We start from the raw sequence: 15068 nt of genomic DNA, 5'->3' as shown, positions 1-15068 counted from the left end.
AAACTTACAGCCATGAAAACTCCTTCTCTTGATAAATAGGCCTTCATTCTAACATAATTTACGCGACTTGTAAGATTTGGATTGTCTGTCTTGGAATATCTAGTATCATTTAGTATCTGTTTGTTAAGACATTTTATAATGGCGTATTATTTAATTCAAAATAATGAGGTGGTTCTCGTGCGCCAATGGTTACCTTATGTGCTTGTCATTGCGTTGTTGCATCTTGTGGGCTTGATACTCCTAGTCATGGCTAATCAACCTAGTTTTTACGCTCTTGCTACAGGGGCCTATGTGCTCGGGGCCAGACACGCCTTTGATGCCGATCATATCGCTTGTATCGACAATACCGTGCGTAAACTTTCACAGCAGAAGCAGAATGCTATGGGTGTGGGTTTCTACTTTTCATTAGGGCATTCCAGTGTAGTGTTTTTGATGATCGTCGCCACTGCCTTTGCCGTGCATTGGGCTAATGAACACACCCCGATGTTCAAGGAAATCGGTGGGATTATCGGGACTTTAGTCTCTGGCTTGTTTTTGTTAATCGTGGGGATTTTGAATGCAGCGATTTTGGTAGACTTGTTGCGGATATTCAAACAAACCCGCGACAACGCACATTACAATCAGGAGCTATTGGAGGCTAAATTACAAGAGAGAGGTTTGATTGGACGCTTCTTTAAACCTCTTTTCGCCTTTGTCTCTAAATCTTGGCATCTTTATCCCATCGGTTTTCTTTTTGGGTTGGGTTTTGACACGGCTAGTGAAATCGCGCTCATGGCATTGTCTGGGGCTGCGGTTAAAGTCAGTGTTTTGGGCATGCTCTCCTTACCCATTTTGTTCGCCGCGGGGATGAGCTTGTTTGACACCTGTGATGGGATTTTTATGGTTAAGGCGTACGATTGGGCTTTTAAAACCCCTTTGCGTAAGATCTATTACAATATCACCATCACAAGTTTGGGGGTTATTGTGGCGTTGGTCATTGGCTTGGTGGAGCTTTTCCAGGTGCTGAGCGAAAAAATGCACTGGGAGTTTGATGGCGTATTAGGCTATATTCAAAACTTAGATTTTGGGGATTTGGGCTATTACCTCGTGGGCATGTTCGTGTTAGTATGGGCTATTTCGTATGGAGTTTGGAAATTTGGGCGCATTGAAGAGAAGTGGAGTAGGAATGCTGGAGCTTAGTCTGTGTAGAAAATACACAACTTAGTTGGTTTGCCAAACCGCATTAAGAAATAAGAATGGTTATCATGTTAGAATTTGTTGAACAAAAAAGTATGGAGATTCTAACATGCGTTCGTGGTTACCTTATGCTTTAGCAATTTTATTCTTACATCTACTGGTTTTGGTTTTATTAGTCCTAGCGGATAATCCGCTCTTTTATGGCACCGCACTCACGGCATATATTCTGGGCAGCAGACACGCCTTTGATGCCGATCATATCGCTTGTATTGACAATACCGTGCGTAAACTCACCCAGCAAAAGCAAGATGCAATGGGGGTGGGTTTTTACTTCTCTTTGGGGCATTCTAGCGTGGTGATTTTAGTAACGGTGGCTAGTGCCTTTGCCTTTCACTGGGCTAAACACCATGCCCCCATCTTGGAGGAAGTGGGCAGTGTGGTGGGTATGATGGTTTCAGGCTTGTTCTTGCTCTTGGTGGGTATTCTAAATGCGTCTATCTTGGCAGACCTCTTTAAGGTTTTAAAAGCTAGTCGCCAAAATAAATACACACAAGAAGCCCTAGAAACCATGTTGGATGAAAATGGTTTGATGAAACGCTTCTTTAGCTCTTTATTTGGCTTTATTTCTAAGAGTTGGCATGTCTTCCCTGTTGGTTTTCTCTTTGGTCTGGGTTTTGGAACGGCAAGCCAGATTGCCCTTTTGGCTTTGGCTGGCGTGGCGATTGAAACAAGCATTTTGGGAATGCTGGCCCTGCCCATCGCCTTTGCGGCCGGAATGACTTTGTTTGATACCTGCGATGGGATTTTTATGGTTAAGGCGTATGATTGGGCCTTCAAGACCCCTGTGCGTAAAATCTATTACAATATCACAATCACAAGTTTAGGTGTGATTGTTGCGCTAGGAATTGGCTCTATCCAACTCTTTCAAGTGCTTAGTGAACAAATGCACTGGGAGTTTGCAGGCATGCTAGGTTATATTCAAAACTTGGATTTTGAGCATTTAGGCTACTATATTGTTGGTGTTTTTGTCATCGTGTGGGCATTTTCCTATGGAATTTGGAAATTTGGGCGCATCGAGGAGAGATGGGGTATGCCTAGAGCATGATCTTGGAATCATTCCACCACGGGCATGATGATTGTCATAAAAGCATCTTTTCGGATCACAAAGGGCGTGTCCTGAGCATTGAGACAGAGCTCGAAAGTGGGGGTGGCGAGAGCATTGAGAGCATCGAGCAGGTAGCGTGCTTGGGCGTGGATTACAAAACCCTCTAGGGGGGTTTTGGCCTCTATGGAGGTAGAAGCAAAGCCGGAGCTTTCTGTTCTTGAGGATTCAAACTCAATTTTATCGGGATGGAAGATGATCTTGGTCACTGCTCCCAAGGCATGGGTAACATTAATTGCCTCCTTAAAATCTTGGGTCTTGAGATTGATTTGGTGTGCAAAACTGGCGGGGATAATGGCCTGATAGCTGGGATATTTCCCGCTGATGAGTTTGGAAAAAAGCACCATTGAGGCGTTCTTGAAAAAGAGCATGCTGGCTTCTTGTGAATCTTCAGATTTTTTAGGTTCGTAAAACATGTCAAAATCTCCCCTAAAGAGTTTAATGATCTCGAGCATGGCACGCTTGGGAAGGATAAATTCTGTGCGCGTATCTGTATTTAATTTTTCCACCTCCATCTGCACTAAAGAAAGCCGTCTAGTATCTGTGGCTACAAGTTCTAAACTTTCTTGAAGTGCCAAAAGGACACCTGTAAATTCGTACTTAGACGCATTCGTTGTGATCACTTGGGCAAGCTTTTTAAAGTGATCGCCCAAAGTAGTGTCGCTAAAATGCACATGGGGCAGGTGCGCATAGGCAGGGAATTCTGGAAAATATGCCTTGTCAAATAAAGGTAGCTTAAATTTAGAACGCTTGAAGCTTACATGTACAAAATCCTCCTGGCGCTCTAGCATCAAGTCGCCCGACTCTAATTTAGACACAATGTCTAGCAAGTGCCTTGCATTCAGGGTTGCACTACCTTCCTCTTGTGCGCTAACTTCTAAAGTTAAACACAAGCCCATTTCTAGATCATTGGCTTGCAACACTAGCACATCTTGCTGCGCCTCCATGCACACATGAGAAGCAATGTTGCTTGAATCCTTTTTATCAGTAAAGGCAATCAGGTCCTTGAGCGCGCTTTCTAGCTGGGTTTTGGCAATGACAAACTTCACAAATTTCCTTTAGACAATTTTAGGATAAGAGGCCTAAACCCCAAATCCAATATTTTTAGCGCCCTCAAAATTGCCTCGTCTTTCCTTGTTGATTTCGACGAGAAAGTCCTCTAGGGTAAAAGTGGGGTGTGGGTAGGTTGCAACTCTGTAGGCGGTGTTCTTGACAACCAAGGCAATCTGCCCTCCACTTAGAGCATACCTTGCAAGAGCATGAGCAAGAGTTTTGAGGGTATGTGGAGGAGCGTAGGGGGCATTTTGAGGCAGGTGTTGTTGCCATAGCTGCACGCGTTGCTCAAAGGTGGGAAGTTTGAATTCGATTTTATGGTTGAAACGGCGTGAAAAGGCAGTATCCAAATTTTCTAACAAATTAGTGGTGGCGATAAGCATCCCTTCAAATTTCTCAATCTGATGCAAAAAGATATTTTGCATTTGGTTGTGCATTTTATCTGCCCCACTGCCCGCTGTAGTGCGACTGCTTAAAAATTGATCGGCTTCGTCTAAGAAGAGGATGGGAGGATTTTTGCATTGCTTGGCAATCTTGTGGTAATCGTCAAAAATCTTGCGCACATTCTTCTCGGATTCACCCACATACATAGAGAGGATTTTAGAGCAATCAAAACACAACACTTCTTTTTTCAAGCTCTTGGCCAGGGCGAGCGCACTCATGGTTTTACCCGTGCCTGGAGGACCATAGAAGATGATCTTAGCCTGGATATGATGGCGCGCTCCGCTTCTTACTCCCCATGCTTTGAGGCGTGCTTGTATCGCAGGCTCCATTTGTTTGCGTAGAATTTCTAAGGTTTCCCTAGTTTTTTGACTTAAAATAACCGCATCTAAACCTACTTTGGGTTCTAAGGCCTCGAAAATATCACTATCTTTGAGAATATGCTTGAGGGTGGCGTTGCCTTTGATGTGAGGGTTAGGTGCAGTGATAGCATTGATCACCCATTCTTGCAAAAAGTATTGGCGAATCATTCCTCGCTCAAAGGGATCAAGCAGTTCCTCAAAATCCATAATATGTTTCTTGATGAGGGTGCTCTGAGGGCCTAATAGAATAGCATTGCTCTGGCGTGCACTCCCATCTGCGCTGAGTAAATTTAGCAGGCTTTTAAAATCACAAGTATCTTCTTGTCTGCTGTAATCCTCTCCGTACTCATTCTTAAGTAGGGCAAAGAAGAGGGTCGTTTCCTGAGCACTCAAGGCATGTTTATGTAAAAATTTTTGGACGGACAGAGGGTTAGAGGTGAGCTCTGTGCGCGCCCTGATCTTGTGCTCTAAAAGTTGCAATTGTTGCTGAGTGTGCGTGCTAGCTTGGAGGGTTTTTTGTCGCTGGAGCTTGCGTAGCAAGTCAATTTTTAAAAACCAGTCATTGAAGTAATCGAGATGATCTTCATAGGGAGTGGTATCCAAAAATGGGTGTGCGCTGTGCCCTTCTTGGGCGAGTTTGAAAAACGCAGAACTAAGGGTAATGCAACTATCCATTAATTCTAGGAGCAAGACTTCCGAGCGTTTAATGCGCTTTTCTTGGGAAATCCATTCGAGCTCTAAGAGATTTCTCACATGCTCAAGATAATTGAGAGCTTGGTAATCATGGGTTTGGAAAAGAGCCTCTAATAGAGGTAAGACTTCCACCTCCACATGGCCTTTGAGATATTCTTTGGCTAAATATTGCAGAATCAAGGCCTCTTCTACGCTACATTTGAGTGCGTAGAAAATGCGTGCCTGCTTGACATCGCTTGCCTCCAAAAAATCGATTAGGTATTGCATTAGGATTCGATCTGAGCTTTCTTGTCCCGTGTGCTCAAGACAATGGGAGTACCTAAAAACCCGAACTTTTGGCGCAACACATTCACGAGATAGCGTTTGTAACTAAAATGCAAGGCTTTGGGGCGATTCATCACTAGAGCAATTTGGGGTGGACAGGAAGCAAACTGAGTGCTGTAGTAAATGCGTACAATCTTGCCATGGTCGCTGGGCAGGGGATGCTTTTGAGTTGCCTCTGTAATGACCTGATTAAGTGTGCTGGTAGAAATGCGTTTAGAAAAATGTGCATACACCTCCAGGATTTTGTCTTTAATTTTTTCAATGTGTCGCTTGTCTAGCGCGCTGGCTGTAATCGTGGGCGCGTAGTGCAGAAATTTGAACTTATGCGTGAAATTCTCCATAATTGCCTCAAACTTGGCATGCTTAATGTCCCATTTATTAAACACAACTACCACACCCAAACGATGTTTATCTACCAAAGCGGCGATCTTCTCATCTAGCTCTACAAAGGGAGTGCTAGCGTCCAATACCAAGATGGCAATTTGGGATTGCTCGAGCACCTTCGTTGTGCGATCTAGGGCGTATTTCTCTAACCCCTGAATTTTGCTTCTTTGACGCAAACCCGCTGTATCCACGAAGCAAATTTCCTGCCCTTGGTAAGTAATACTCTGATCCACTGGGTCAATGGTTGTGCCCGCGATCTCTGAAACTAGGGCGCGTTCTTGTTGCACTAAAGCATTGAGCAGGGAGCTTTTTCCCACATTCACGCGTCCGATAATGCCCACTTGAATCGCAGGCGTGTGGAGGAGCATCTCTTGAGGAGTCTTTTGAAAATTTAGCGCAGTGATCACAGCCTCTATGAGGGTTTGAAGACCTCTATTGTGGCTAGCTGAAACACAAAACATCGCCTTCGCCCCAAAACTCGCAAAACCATAGGCCTCCATCTCCTCTTGATCATTATCTATTTTATTGACAATGAGAAAGCAATGCTGCACCTTTTGGCACATCTGGTGAAAATAATGTTTATCCTCATCTAAGGGCATTTGCTTTCCATCTACAACATAGAGCACGAGATCACATGTTTGGATTATCTCGAGGCTGTGTTTGGTGATCTGGGCTCCTAAAACATGTCCAGGATCGAGACCTCCAGTGTCTAAGAGTCGCACAAAATACCCTCCTAGAGAAACCACGGCCGGTTTAATATCTCTAGTTGTGCCTGCGACTGCGGAGGTGATGGCTCGTCTGCCCTTAGTTAGGCAATTAAATAGGGAGCTTTTCCCTACATTAGGGCGACCTACAAGAGCGATCACGGACATCCTAAGCCTGTATTGCTAGGTTTTGCTTTAAGCATGAAGTTTACTAAAACCCCTATAATTAAGACATAGTTACCTATTATATGCTTTAAAACTTAAGAAGGGTTTTTTGATGAGAAAAGTGTTTGGGGCACTCAATTCTGATAATCTTTATGGCGTTGTCGCGGTCTGTGTTGCTATCCTTCTAGGTTCTTTTGGATGCGCTCAACATCCCTACACCAACCAGCCTATTAGTTATAATTTCAATTACAAAGAAGATATCACCAATACGGTTAACCATAATCATGCTACACCATCCCCTAGTCCATCAGCTAGCACGACTACTACCAAACAAGTCATCAAGGTTAAGGGAGATGGTCCTAAAAAGGTTGTATTCTCCCAAGAGAACTATTATCCTTTAAAACAAAAAGATGTGGGTGTTATGGAATCCCATGGCAAACTTTTCTTGGAGATTTACTCCTTTAAATTGCAGAAATTCATGCAGGGGGAGACATTGTCTACTAAGAGGCAAACCCAAATCTTTTCTCTCAACGATTCGGCAACGCGAATCACTAATGTGGAGGGGCGAATTAATACCTATAAATACTCGCAAAAACCTGAGACAGAAGCCAGTATCAACACTTCTTACCAACGCTATGCGCTCAAGCCTAGAACGCCCACGCGCTTTCAAATCATCATTGATAAAATCCCCTATAAATTCAATGTTACCGGTTGTCGTGTGGTAGTTAGCAAACAACTCATCGATACTTTTGCACAGAGCAAGGAAATCACCATTAATCTGGACTTCAAACGAGAGTTGCGCAATAAAGCAAGTTTCGAACTCTTTTTAGAATGCCCTAGATAGTGGCGACCCCTGAAAGATTTGAACTTCCGTTTCCACCTTGAAAGAGTGGTATCCTTGGCCACTAGATGAAGGGGTCTTGCGGAGAGTGTTGTTTAAATGAGGTGGCGGAACGGACGGGACTTGAACCCGCGACCCCCTGCGTGACAGGCAGGTATTCTAACCAGCTGAACTACCGCTCCATGGTGGTCGCTATAAGACTCGAACTTATGACATCCACCTTGTAAGGGTGGCGCTCTACCAACTGAGCTAAGCGACCTGTGGTGACTCCTAGGGGATTTGAACCCCTGTAACCACCGTGAAAGGGTGGTATCCTAACCACTAGATGAAGGAGCCTGGTGACCCGTGCTGGATTCGAACCAGCGGCCCATTCCTTAAAAGGGAATTGCTCTACCTGCTGAGCTAACGGGTCATTTGCACGAAAGAGTAATATTACAATTTTTACAAGGCTTTGTCAAGACTAAATGTGCTAACATAACCCACATTAACTCTTTAAGGTCATTATATGGGTTTTGCGGATTTTCTAAAAAACTTAAAGAAGAACAGAGTGCAAGCATCTAAACAAGACATGCCAAGCCATTGGATTAAATGCCCCCAGTGCAATGCACTGATGTATTACAAAGAAGTGTTTGCCAAACATCATGTCTGCTTGAAATGCCATTACCACTTTCGCATGGGGACTAACGATCGCATCGATTTTCTCTGCGATCCGGGGACTTTTGTCGAGTTTGATAAAGAACTTAAACCCGTCGATCCACTCAACTTCGTGGACAAAGAGAGTTATAAACAACGTGTGAAGAAATACCAGGCTAGAACGGGGCGGCCTAGCTCAGTGATTGGCGGAGAGGGGGAAATCAATGGAATCAGAATGCAGGTCGTGATCTTTGATTTTGCCTTCATGGGAGGCTCTTTGGGCTCTGTAGAGGGGGAGAAGATCGTGCGTGCCATTGATCGAGCGGTGAAAAAACAACAAGCTCTTTTGATCGTCTCAGCCAGCGGGGGGGCGCGCATGCAGGAATCCACTTATTCGCTCATGCAAATGGCCAAGACTAGTGCAGCTCTTAACAAACTCTCAGAGGCCAAATTGCCCTTTATTTCCCTGCTCACAGATCCAACCTTTGGAGGTGTGAGCGCATCTTTTGCCTTTTTGGGCGATCTCATCATTGCCGAACCGGGCGCGATGATTGGCTTTGCAGGCGCGCGTGTGATCAAGCAGACTATCGGAACGGAGTTGCCTCCAGGTTTCCAGAGTGCGGAATTTTTATTAGAGCATGGCTTGATTGATATGATTATCCAGCGTAAAGACCTTAAAAAGAGTATCAGTGACCTGGTAGGCATGCTCACGCACACATGACCTATTGTATTTACGCCATCGCTAAACCTAATCCTCAACTTATCCCCCTTGTCCAGCACTACCAGCGCCAGTGCCAGCAATTTAATGCGACTTTGCAAGTGGTGGATATCCCTCCTAAGGGGGCAAATCAAGTCAGCTACACCAAAGCCCTAAGCCCCTATCTCAAGCCACGCACACTCGCTCTAGCGCTGCACCCCAGTGGCATTAGTTATACCAGTGAGAGTTTTAGCCAATTTTTAGCTGCGCATGCCCGTGTGCATTTTTTCATTGGAGGCGCTTTGGGATTTGAGAAGGCCTTTCTAGATCAATGCAGCACTCTTTCCTTGAGTGCACTCACATTCAGCCACGAAATCGCTAAATTAGTGCTATGTGAACAAATCTTCAGAGCACTAAGTCTTTTACACCACCACCCCTACCACAAATAGAGCTATTAGCTACTTTAGGCTATAATGCGCGTTTTGGAGGAAGCTTATGAAACTGCGTTATTATACGGCTTTTACGCTGTTGTTTATCATTGTATTGGGTTGGTATGTACATGGCATCGCTCCGGGTTATTTTTCCATTTCTATCTCTACAAGCACTTTAGATTTGCCCATTGCTCTTTGGGCTGTGGGGATTGTGTTGCTCTTCTTTGGGTTTACATTGCTCTTTGTGCTCTATGGCAATGTTACAGGCTTATTCTCTCGCTACCATGAGCGGCGCGATCTAGATAAACTCGTGCAACAGATCATAGAGCAGGATATCAAAAATACTTTCACCAAATCTCATTACCATAACCCTACTTTTTCTACCCTCTCTAAGGTTCTTAGTCGTTTTAATCTCCATGCCGATCCAAGCAGCCCTGAAAGCGGGTATGAGAAAATCGATCGTCTTTTTACCTATTACCAAGACATCAATGAGGATCGCGCCGTAGATTTGCACAAGTACGATTTTGCCCCTCAGAATCCCTTTTATCTCCACAATCTGCGTAACCAAGTTCACCAAGACCTCAAATACGCGCAGGATTTTCTCAAGCGTGAGGACCTAAATCCAGAGATCAAGCGCGCCGCACTCATCGCTATCATGGAGCGTGGATCGAGCAAAGACTTAGCTAAGGCACTTAAAGGGGCTCAAAAACTCTTAGACAAAGATGTTTTGGATCGTCTCCTTGATACTTACTGGCAAGGTAAAACTATACTAGAGCAAGAAGAAATGGTGCGTTTGTGCACTCTGGTGGGCTATGAGGGGCGAGACTATTTGCGTTTGGCCAAGCAATCCAAGGCTTTCCTTGCTCCAGATGCACGCTTTAAATTTTTCGAAGCTCTAGCAGCCAAGGACGAGCACGCTGAGAAGAGCTTTCTCTATGTTATGCTCGATTTGGAGATGATTGATCAGGCCAGAGAACGCTTGAATAGCCACCCTAAGGACGAGTTTATGGCGATCAACGCCTACTTAGAGCTCAAAACCCTAGATAAAACCTACCCCCTAGAAGTTTTCTTTGGAACCCCTAGTGCACGCTTGCACTAGAAATACCCACACCGCTCTGTGCACGAAAATCCTGGGCTTTAAAGCCAGCCTTATCCACTTGCGCGCGTGCGCTGCGATCGAGCTTGGAAATTAAGATAATTAGGATAAAAGTCAAGGGCATGGAAAAAATAGCTGGGTGATCATAGGGGAAAATGGCTTGCGCATGGCCGAAACTTTTTACCCAGATGCTAGGGCTGAGTAAAACCATGGTAACCACCGCTAGCCAACCAATCAAGCCACCCCAGAAAGCTCCCTTTGTAGTCAGGTTTTTCCAATAGATACTTAAAAAGAGAATGGGAAAATTGACACTGGCAGCAATACCAAAGGCAAGCCCAACCATAAAGGCGACATTTTGGTTCTCAAACACGAGCCCCAAGATAATGGCTAGCACGCCCAATGAAATAGTGGCACCTTTGGTAACCTTTATTTCCAATTTGGGATCGCACACTCCCCCCTTGTAGACATTGACGAACAAGTCATGACTAATCGCCCCAGCCCCTGAAATTGCTAATCCAGAGACAACGGCCAAAATGGTCGCAAATGCTACGGCGCTAATAAAGCCCAAGAACACATCCCCTCCTACCACTCCTGCTAAATTGATGGCCACCATGTTTTTCACCCCATTATAAGTGCCATCTGAGTTGACAAAGTCAGGGTGTGCGTAGAGCAATGCAATGGCACCAAATCCAATAATGAAGGTCAAAATATAAAAGTAACCAATGAAACCAGTCGCATAAAAGACGGATTTACGCGCTTCTTTGGCATCTTTAACTGTGAAAAAGCGCATCAAAATATGGGGCAAACCCGCTGTCCCAAACATGAGCGCAAGTCCCAAGGATACCGCTGCAGTTGTGTTGGGTAAAAAAGTGCCCGGAGCCATGATGGCCTCACCCTTTGGGTGGTGTTTGATGGCTTGGGCAAAGTAATAGCTGAGATCAAACTTGGTGAGATACAAAATCATCACAGCCATAAAGCTGGCTCCCAACAAAAGTAGAATTGCCTTGATAATCTGGACCCATGTCGTGGCGTGCATGCCCCCAAAAGCGACATAACAGATCATCAAAATACCAACTAATATTACTGCTAGAGAATAGGGAAGTCCAAACAGCAATTGAATGAGCTGCCCTGCTCCTACCATTTGCGCAATTAAATAAAAAATCACAACACTTAAAGCACTGATGGCAGAGAGAAGCCTGATGGGTTTGGATTCTAGTCGATAGGCCGTGATGTCTGCAAAGGTAAACTTACCAAGATTGCGGAATTTCTCAGCAATCAAGAATAGAATAATGGGCCATCCAACTAAAAATCCTACAGAGTAAATCAGTCCATCAAAGCCATTGGTAAACACCAAAGCTGTGATACCCAAAAAGCTCGCCGCACTCATATAATCTCCAGCGATAGCGACTCCGTTTTGCAAACCTGTGATATTCCCCCCTGCAGTATAAAAACCGCTGGCACTCTGGCTTTTCTTACTAGAGTAATAGGTGATGAAAAGAGTGCTTAACACGAAGAGAGCAAACATGGAAACAGCTGTCGGGTTGAATGCCTGTTTGTTCACTTGCATGTCTGAAAAACCCGCACCTCCAAGAACACCTGCGCCACATAACCCAATGAATATGAATAAGAATTTAAATTTGGCCATGCTGCATGCCCTCCAATGCGCCATTCTGTTTGAGCTGATCGAGAATTTCCGCCTGCCTACGATCAAAGTATTCATTTGCCAAAAAGGTGTAGAGTCCTGTCAACGCAATACATAGCAGAATCAGAAAAACTCCAGCCATGATGCCCAGTGTAATGGCACTAGGCCCTAGACGATAGGCTAAGACTTCAGGAAAAAGTCCAATCCCCAATACAAATGCGTAGTAGCACACAAAAACCCCGACAGCGAGCCACCAACTGACCTTAGTTCGCATGGTTACGAACGCCTTCCACGACCGCACACATTCTTGAGACATTTTTTGCATGCATTCTCCTTTCGATATTGCTTAAGAGAAGTGTTGCACAGATTAACTAAAATACTGAGTGTCTTCAGCCTTCACATTCTTCCTATTGAGATGTGATTGTGATATTTAGTAACGATAAAAACTATCTGCCCGGGCATTACAGCCCGCAAGTTTTAAGTGTCACACAGAGCTCCGCACAAACATAATTAAGGATGTATAAAATCGATACGCGAGATGTAGCCACAAAACAGGTATAAAATCATTCTCTTAGGATATAAAACCTGAAGAAAAGGCTATACGCTGTAACTAGACTACAAGGATACTATGTGGCGTTCATTACAATTGCTAAAAAGGGGTGGGTTTTTTGCTTGAAAGAAAACAACAACAAGGGTCACCATATGCGTCCATCTATAACCCTCATTTGGCTCTGCTTACTTTCCATGCTTGGGGCTAACCCCTCAAATTTTGACACCAAAGCCACCAAACGGGTGTATTTGCATTTTGTTCCCTCTTCCAAGCCAAAGGAAGTGTTTATGATTTTAAAACAAGTGCCCTTACACGCCACCTCTTTTAATGTCTTGTTAGCGCAGAATGTGCAAACCCAAGAGCAAGAAGTGTCTTTATGGGATCCCAAAAGTAGTTTAATGTTAGCTGCCAACGGAGGGCTAGTTTTACCCGATCCAAGAGATTACAAGCAAATCCTAGAGTTGCGTCAGCAAGCAGCAAAGCATAATGACCCCTTGCAAAAGGAGCGTTTTATCGCCACGCATGCTAAGGATTTTAAAGCATTTATCAAGGCACTGCCTCCAAAAAACATCATCACCCTAGAATCCCCATCCCAGCACCCCTCTAGGGAGGTCTATTACATCTCTAAAGGAGTCCCGTCCAAAGAGATTGTAGCTAAGCTTGAAAAGCTCACCAAAGAGGCAAGGGTGCATGTGGTATTATTAGGAGGATACCCTAGTGAAGATGTGGAGAATACTCTCTTCTTGGGGGCAGCTCTTTGCTTACAATATTTTCAACAAAACCCGCAACACCTTAGCACCATAGCGCGTTTGCAACAATGCACGCGGTTTTTAGACTCTGATGTGTTGGATAATGAAGCAGAGACTCATACATTAGAACATAAAACTATGGCACGCATCACGCAAAACATCAGATTGACCCTTAGATTGGGGCTTGCTAAAAATCGCGTTACAGATTCAGATGATCTGGCTTTCTTCTTGCCCCTCTTTTACACACTCCCTAAAAAGGATTAGTCATGCGTTTGTTAATGTTATTATGCCTTTGTATAGGCAGTTTGCTTGCCAGTGGGCTTACTAGTGAGGATAATTTACAGGCGTTGTCTAAATTTTTAGGTGCTAATCCCCTTGAAAAAGAGCGCACGAGTTTAAATGCTAAGTTTGATGTGGTGGTTGCAGTGCGCTCTGAAGTATATGACAAATTGTATGTCTTTGTAGTGAGTAAAGATAACAGCCAAGCTTACAGGGCTCAAGATTTCTTAGAGCGCGCCACGCCCCAAGAGAAAACCTATATCCAGCAGAGAATACAAGAGGCGCGCGCCTATGAGAACACGCCCCCTAAGATTAGGGATATGTTAAACAATAAGGTGCCTGAAGGGGATGATGAGGGAGAAGAAACCGACCCTAGAGACATCGCCCTTTTATCTCTAAAACCCTTAGAAGGGACAGATTTTAACATCGCCCAGATCAAGGATTATAGCCAAGCACATCAAGGCGCATTCTATGGTTGGGGTGTGCGCACCACCACTTATAGCACATGGATTTTAGACAAGGGCAACACTTTGGGTATTGAACTCACTAACCCCTCTGGTGGATTTAAGCAAGCCCGCCAAATGATTAGGCAGAGCATGCAAGAGATGCAAAAGGCTAATGATGCCTACTACCACCGCGATTTTAACGCCCTTTTTGATCTCATTCCTACCTCTCAAATCGTTACGATCCTTTCTCAAAACCCCCAAGCTAAAGACCTCTATATTGTCTTACCCAGTGCGCTTGATAGTAATATGGAGATTTTCGCTCAAAGCCAGCGCATTGTGGAGGATTTTCCCCAAATGCTTAAAAAGGCAAATCTGCATATCATCCTCACGGATGAGCGAAACACCGATAACAATGGCGATATCCAAACCTTTAACCAACAAGTCCGTTGCCGCCAAAACAACGCCGCTAAAATTGCCTTGTTCCAAAATTATTTTGCCATTAAGGGCACTTATTATGTCAATCTTGATTGCTCCAGCCCCAAAGAGAAGCACCAAGAACACAAATGGGCTAATTGGCAAGATGCCTTTTTTGGCATGGGAGCTTGTGGTAATAGAGTGGTGGATTACCACCCTGTGCCTTTTATTTATGAATACAAAAGAGAGGATTGAGGATTGAAAGATTGCGTTTTTACCCCTTGATATAAGGCTAGCACCAACATAGCTGTGCTAATATTTGTGCAACCAAGGGGTAATACCCTTGGGGTTGGGGCATCAACCTTTGGAATAGGGAATGTAAGACTCCAAATGGAGCTGCCCTGCTTGAAGCCGCGATCTCCACTAAAGCTAGAATCCTCTAACTTTAGTTATGGGAGAGTATGTCAACTCTAGAGCACAACAAAACTCTGCCCCCATATCACACAAATAGCACTCCCATGAGTAGCGTATATCAGTGCTTTTTTGTGATCTTTCTACACCCCTAAGTCCTTTTGTAGGCAAACCCAAGACCTTAGCCATTAAAAGAAATAATCTGGGTGATCATTTCCTGTGCCTTGTATGTGAAAAAGAGGACGAGCCGGCGAAAGTAGACAAACAGACACAAAAGAAGCTTAGGGTCTTTGCACCGCACTTGAAGCCATCTGCAAGCCATGGGAAGAAAGTCGCAGGGTTGTGGCTTAAAACTTCTCTCACATGTTCTAGTAACACTCTTCCTAGATTATACGCTAGACAAACTGACGCTACA

Annotated in this window: 13 protein-coding genes and 5 tRNA genes; 8 read left to right on the top strand and 10 right to left on the bottom strand. The window is 44.4% G+C overall.

Annotated elements, in window-relative coordinates; genetic code table 11:
* The first annotated feature begins 177 nt into the window (after window positions 1–177).
* Both KCO92_RS06565 and KCO92_RS06560 read left to right on the top strand, forming a co-directional pair.
* Window positions 178–1179 carry a HoxN/HupN/NixA family nickel/cobalt transporter gene (locus KCO92_RS06565; protein ID WP_104696277.1) on the top strand — a complete coding sequence of 334 codons (1002 nt, stop codon included), beginning with the start codon at window positions 178–180 and terminating at the stop codon, window positions 1177–1179.
* A gap of 106 nt (window positions 1180–1285) precedes the next feature.
* The gene (locus KCO92_RS06560; protein ID WP_104696268.1) at window positions 1286–2281 is read left to right on the top strand and encodes a HoxN/HupN/NixA family nickel/cobalt transporter; all 996 of its coding nucleotides are present in this window, start codon (window positions 1286–1288) and stop codon (window positions 2279–2281) included.
* 8 nt (window positions 2282–2289) lie between these two features.
* Here the strand turns inward: KCO92_RS06560 and dnaN are convergent, their stop codons facing one another.
* From dnaN to der, 3 genes are read right to left on the bottom strand one after another with little or no spacing between them, the layout of a single operon-like run.
* Window positions 2290–3387, bottom strand: a complete 1098-nt coding sequence (gene dnaN / locus KCO92_RS06555) for a DNA polymerase III subunit beta (protein WP_104696269.1) — start codon at window positions 3385–3387, stop codon at window positions 2290–2292.
* Between the two features lie 33 nt (window positions 3388–3420).
* Window positions 3421–5154, bottom strand: coding sequence for an ATP-binding protein (locus KCO92_RS06550; protein ID WP_104696270.1), 1734 nt, complete (start codon window positions 5152–5154; stop codon window positions 3421–3423).
* Window positions 5154–6467, bottom strand: coding sequence for a ribosome biogenesis GTPase Der (gene der, locus KCO92_RS06545; protein ID WP_104696271.1), 1314 nt, complete (start codon window positions 6465–6467; stop codon window positions 5154–5156). The genes KCO92_RS06550 and der overlap by 1 nt, the downstream gene beginning before the upstream one ends.
* Window positions 6468–6576: 109 nt before the next feature.
* Here der and KCO92_RS06540 point away from each other — a divergent pair, with 109 nt between their 5' ends.
* Window positions 6577–7308: a cell surface protein gene (locus tag KCO92_RS06540; RefSeq protein WP_233710535.1), complete on the top strand. Its 732-nt coding sequence runs from the start codon at window positions 6577–6579 to the stop codon at window positions 7306–7308.
* On the opposite strand, the gene KCO92_RS06535 is transcribed toward KCO92_RS06540, so the two are convergent.
* The 5 genes from KCO92_RS06535 to KCO92_RS06515 all read right to left on the bottom strand — a co-directional run bounded on the left by KCO92_RS06535 (window position 7309) and on the right by KCO92_RS06515 (window position 7717).
* Window positions 7309–7384: transfer RNA gene (locus KCO92_RS06535), tRNA-Glu, on the bottom strand. It abuts the gene before it with no gap.
* Window positions 7385–7410: 26 nt separating this feature from the next.
* Window positions 7411–7487, bottom strand: a tRNA-Asp gene (locus tag KCO92_RS06530).
* 1 nt (window position 7488) lies between these two features.
* Window positions 7489–7564, bottom strand: a tRNA-Val gene (locus tag KCO92_RS06525).
* Window positions 7565–7566: 2 nt separating this feature from the next.
* A tRNA-Glu gene (locus tag KCO92_RS06520) sits at window positions 7567–7641 on the bottom strand.
* Window positions 7642–7717 (bottom strand) — tRNA-Lys (locus tag KCO92_RS06515).
* A 93-nt stretch (window positions 7718–7810) separates the two neighbouring features.
* Here KCO92_RS06515 and accD point away from each other — a divergent pair.
* The 3 genes from accD to KCO92_RS06500 are packed head-to-tail and all read left to right on the top strand — an operon-like array spanning window position 7811 to window position 10165.
* A complete protein-coding gene (gene accD, locus KCO92_RS06510; protein WP_104696272.1) occupies window positions 7811–8659 on the top strand; it encodes an acetyl-CoA carboxylase, carboxyltransferase subunit beta in 849 nt (282 codons plus the stop codon).
* On the top strand, window positions 8656–9084 hold the full coding sequence (locus tag KCO92_RS06505) for a 23S rRNA (pseudouridine(1915)-N(3))-methyltransferase RlmH (RefSeq protein ID WP_104696273.1): 429 nt from the start codon (window positions 8656–8658) through the stop codon (window positions 9082–9084). The genes accD and KCO92_RS06505 overlap by 4 nt, the downstream gene beginning before the upstream one ends.
* 46 nt (window positions 9085–9130) lie before the next feature.
* A complete protein-coding gene (locus tag KCO92_RS06500) occupies window positions 9131–10165 on the top strand; it encodes a hypothetical protein (RefSeq protein WP_104696274.1) in 1035 nt (344 codons plus the stop codon).
* Here the strand turns inward: KCO92_RS06500 and KCO92_RS06495 are convergent.
* A complete protein-coding gene (locus KCO92_RS06495; RefSeq protein WP_233709822.1) occupies window positions 10146–11729 on the bottom strand; it encodes a cation acetate symporter in 1584 nt (527 codons plus the stop codon). The genes KCO92_RS06500 and KCO92_RS06495 overlap by 20 nt on opposite strands.
* Window positions 11730–11793: 64 nt before the next feature.
* A complete protein-coding gene (locus KCO92_RS06490; protein WP_104696276.1) occupies window positions 11794–12129 on the bottom strand; it encodes a DUF485 domain-containing protein in 336 nt (111 codons plus the stop codon).
* 377 nt (window positions 12130–12506) lie between these two features.
* Here KCO92_RS06490 and KCO92_RS06485 point away from each other — a divergent pair, with 377 nt between their 5' ends.
* A complete protein-coding gene (locus KCO92_RS06485) occupies window positions 12507–13367 on the top strand; it encodes a hypothetical protein (RefSeq protein WP_233710536.1) in 861 nt (286 codons plus the stop codon).
* Between the two features lie 2 nt (window positions 13368–13369).
* Entirely contained in the window at window positions 13370–14497 is a 1128-nt protein-coding gene (locus tag KCO92_RS06480; protein WP_233710537.1) for a hypothetical protein, read from the top strand.
* Window positions 14498–15068 lie beyond the last annotated feature (571 nt).

Source organism: Helicobacter salomonis (assembly GCF_017979425.1).
Taxonomy (GTDB): domain Bacteria; phylum Campylobacterota; class Campylobacteria; order Campylobacterales; family Helicobacteraceae; genus Helicobacter; species Helicobacter salomonis.
Note: the sequence above shows the minus strand (reverse complement) of the source record. Positions and strands in the feature narration are given on the sequence as shown.

Coding starts and splice junctions, on each gene's coding strand:
- KCO92_RS06495 (WP_233709822.1), bottom strand. CDS start 11,729: ATGCAAGTGAACAAACAGGCATTCAACCCGACAGCTGTTTCCATGTTT.
- accD (WP_104696272.1), top strand. CDS start 7,811: ATGGGTTTTGCGGATTTTCTAAAAAACTTAAAGAAGAACAGAGTGCAA.
- KCO92_RS06560 (WP_104696268.1), top strand. CDS start 1,286: ATGCGTTCGTGGTTACCTTATGCTTTAGCAATTTTATTCTTACATCTA.
- KCO92_RS06485 (WP_233710536.1), top strand. CDS start 12,507: ATGCGTCCATCTATAACCCTCATTTGGCTCTGCTTACTTTCCATGCTT.
- KCO92_RS06500 (WP_104696274.1), top strand. CDS start 9,131: ATGAAACTGCGTTATTATACGGCTTTTACGCTGTTGTTTATCATTGTA.
- der (WP_104696271.1), bottom strand. CDS start 6,467: ATGTCCGTGATCGCTCTTGTAGGTCGCCCTAATGTAGGGAAAAGCTCC.
- KCO92_RS06550 (WP_104696270.1), bottom strand. CDS start 5,154: ATGCAATACCTAATCGATTTTTTGGAGGCAAGCGATGTCAAGCAGGCA.
- KCO92_RS06480 (WP_233710537.1), top strand. CDS start 13,370: ATGCGTTTGTTAATGTTATTATGCCTTTGTATAGGCAGTTTGCTTGCC.
- KCO92_RS06490 (WP_104696276.1), bottom strand. CDS start 12,129: ATGCAAAAAATGTCTCAAGAATGTGTGCGGTCGTGGAAGGCGTTCGTA.
- KCO92_RS06505 (WP_104696273.1), top strand. CDS start 8,656: ATGACCTATTGTATTTACGCCATCGCTAAACCTAATCCTCAACTTATC.
- KCO92_RS06540 (WP_233710535.1), top strand. CDS start 6,577: ATGAGAAAAGTGTTTGGGGCACTCAATTCTGATAATCTTTATGGCGTT.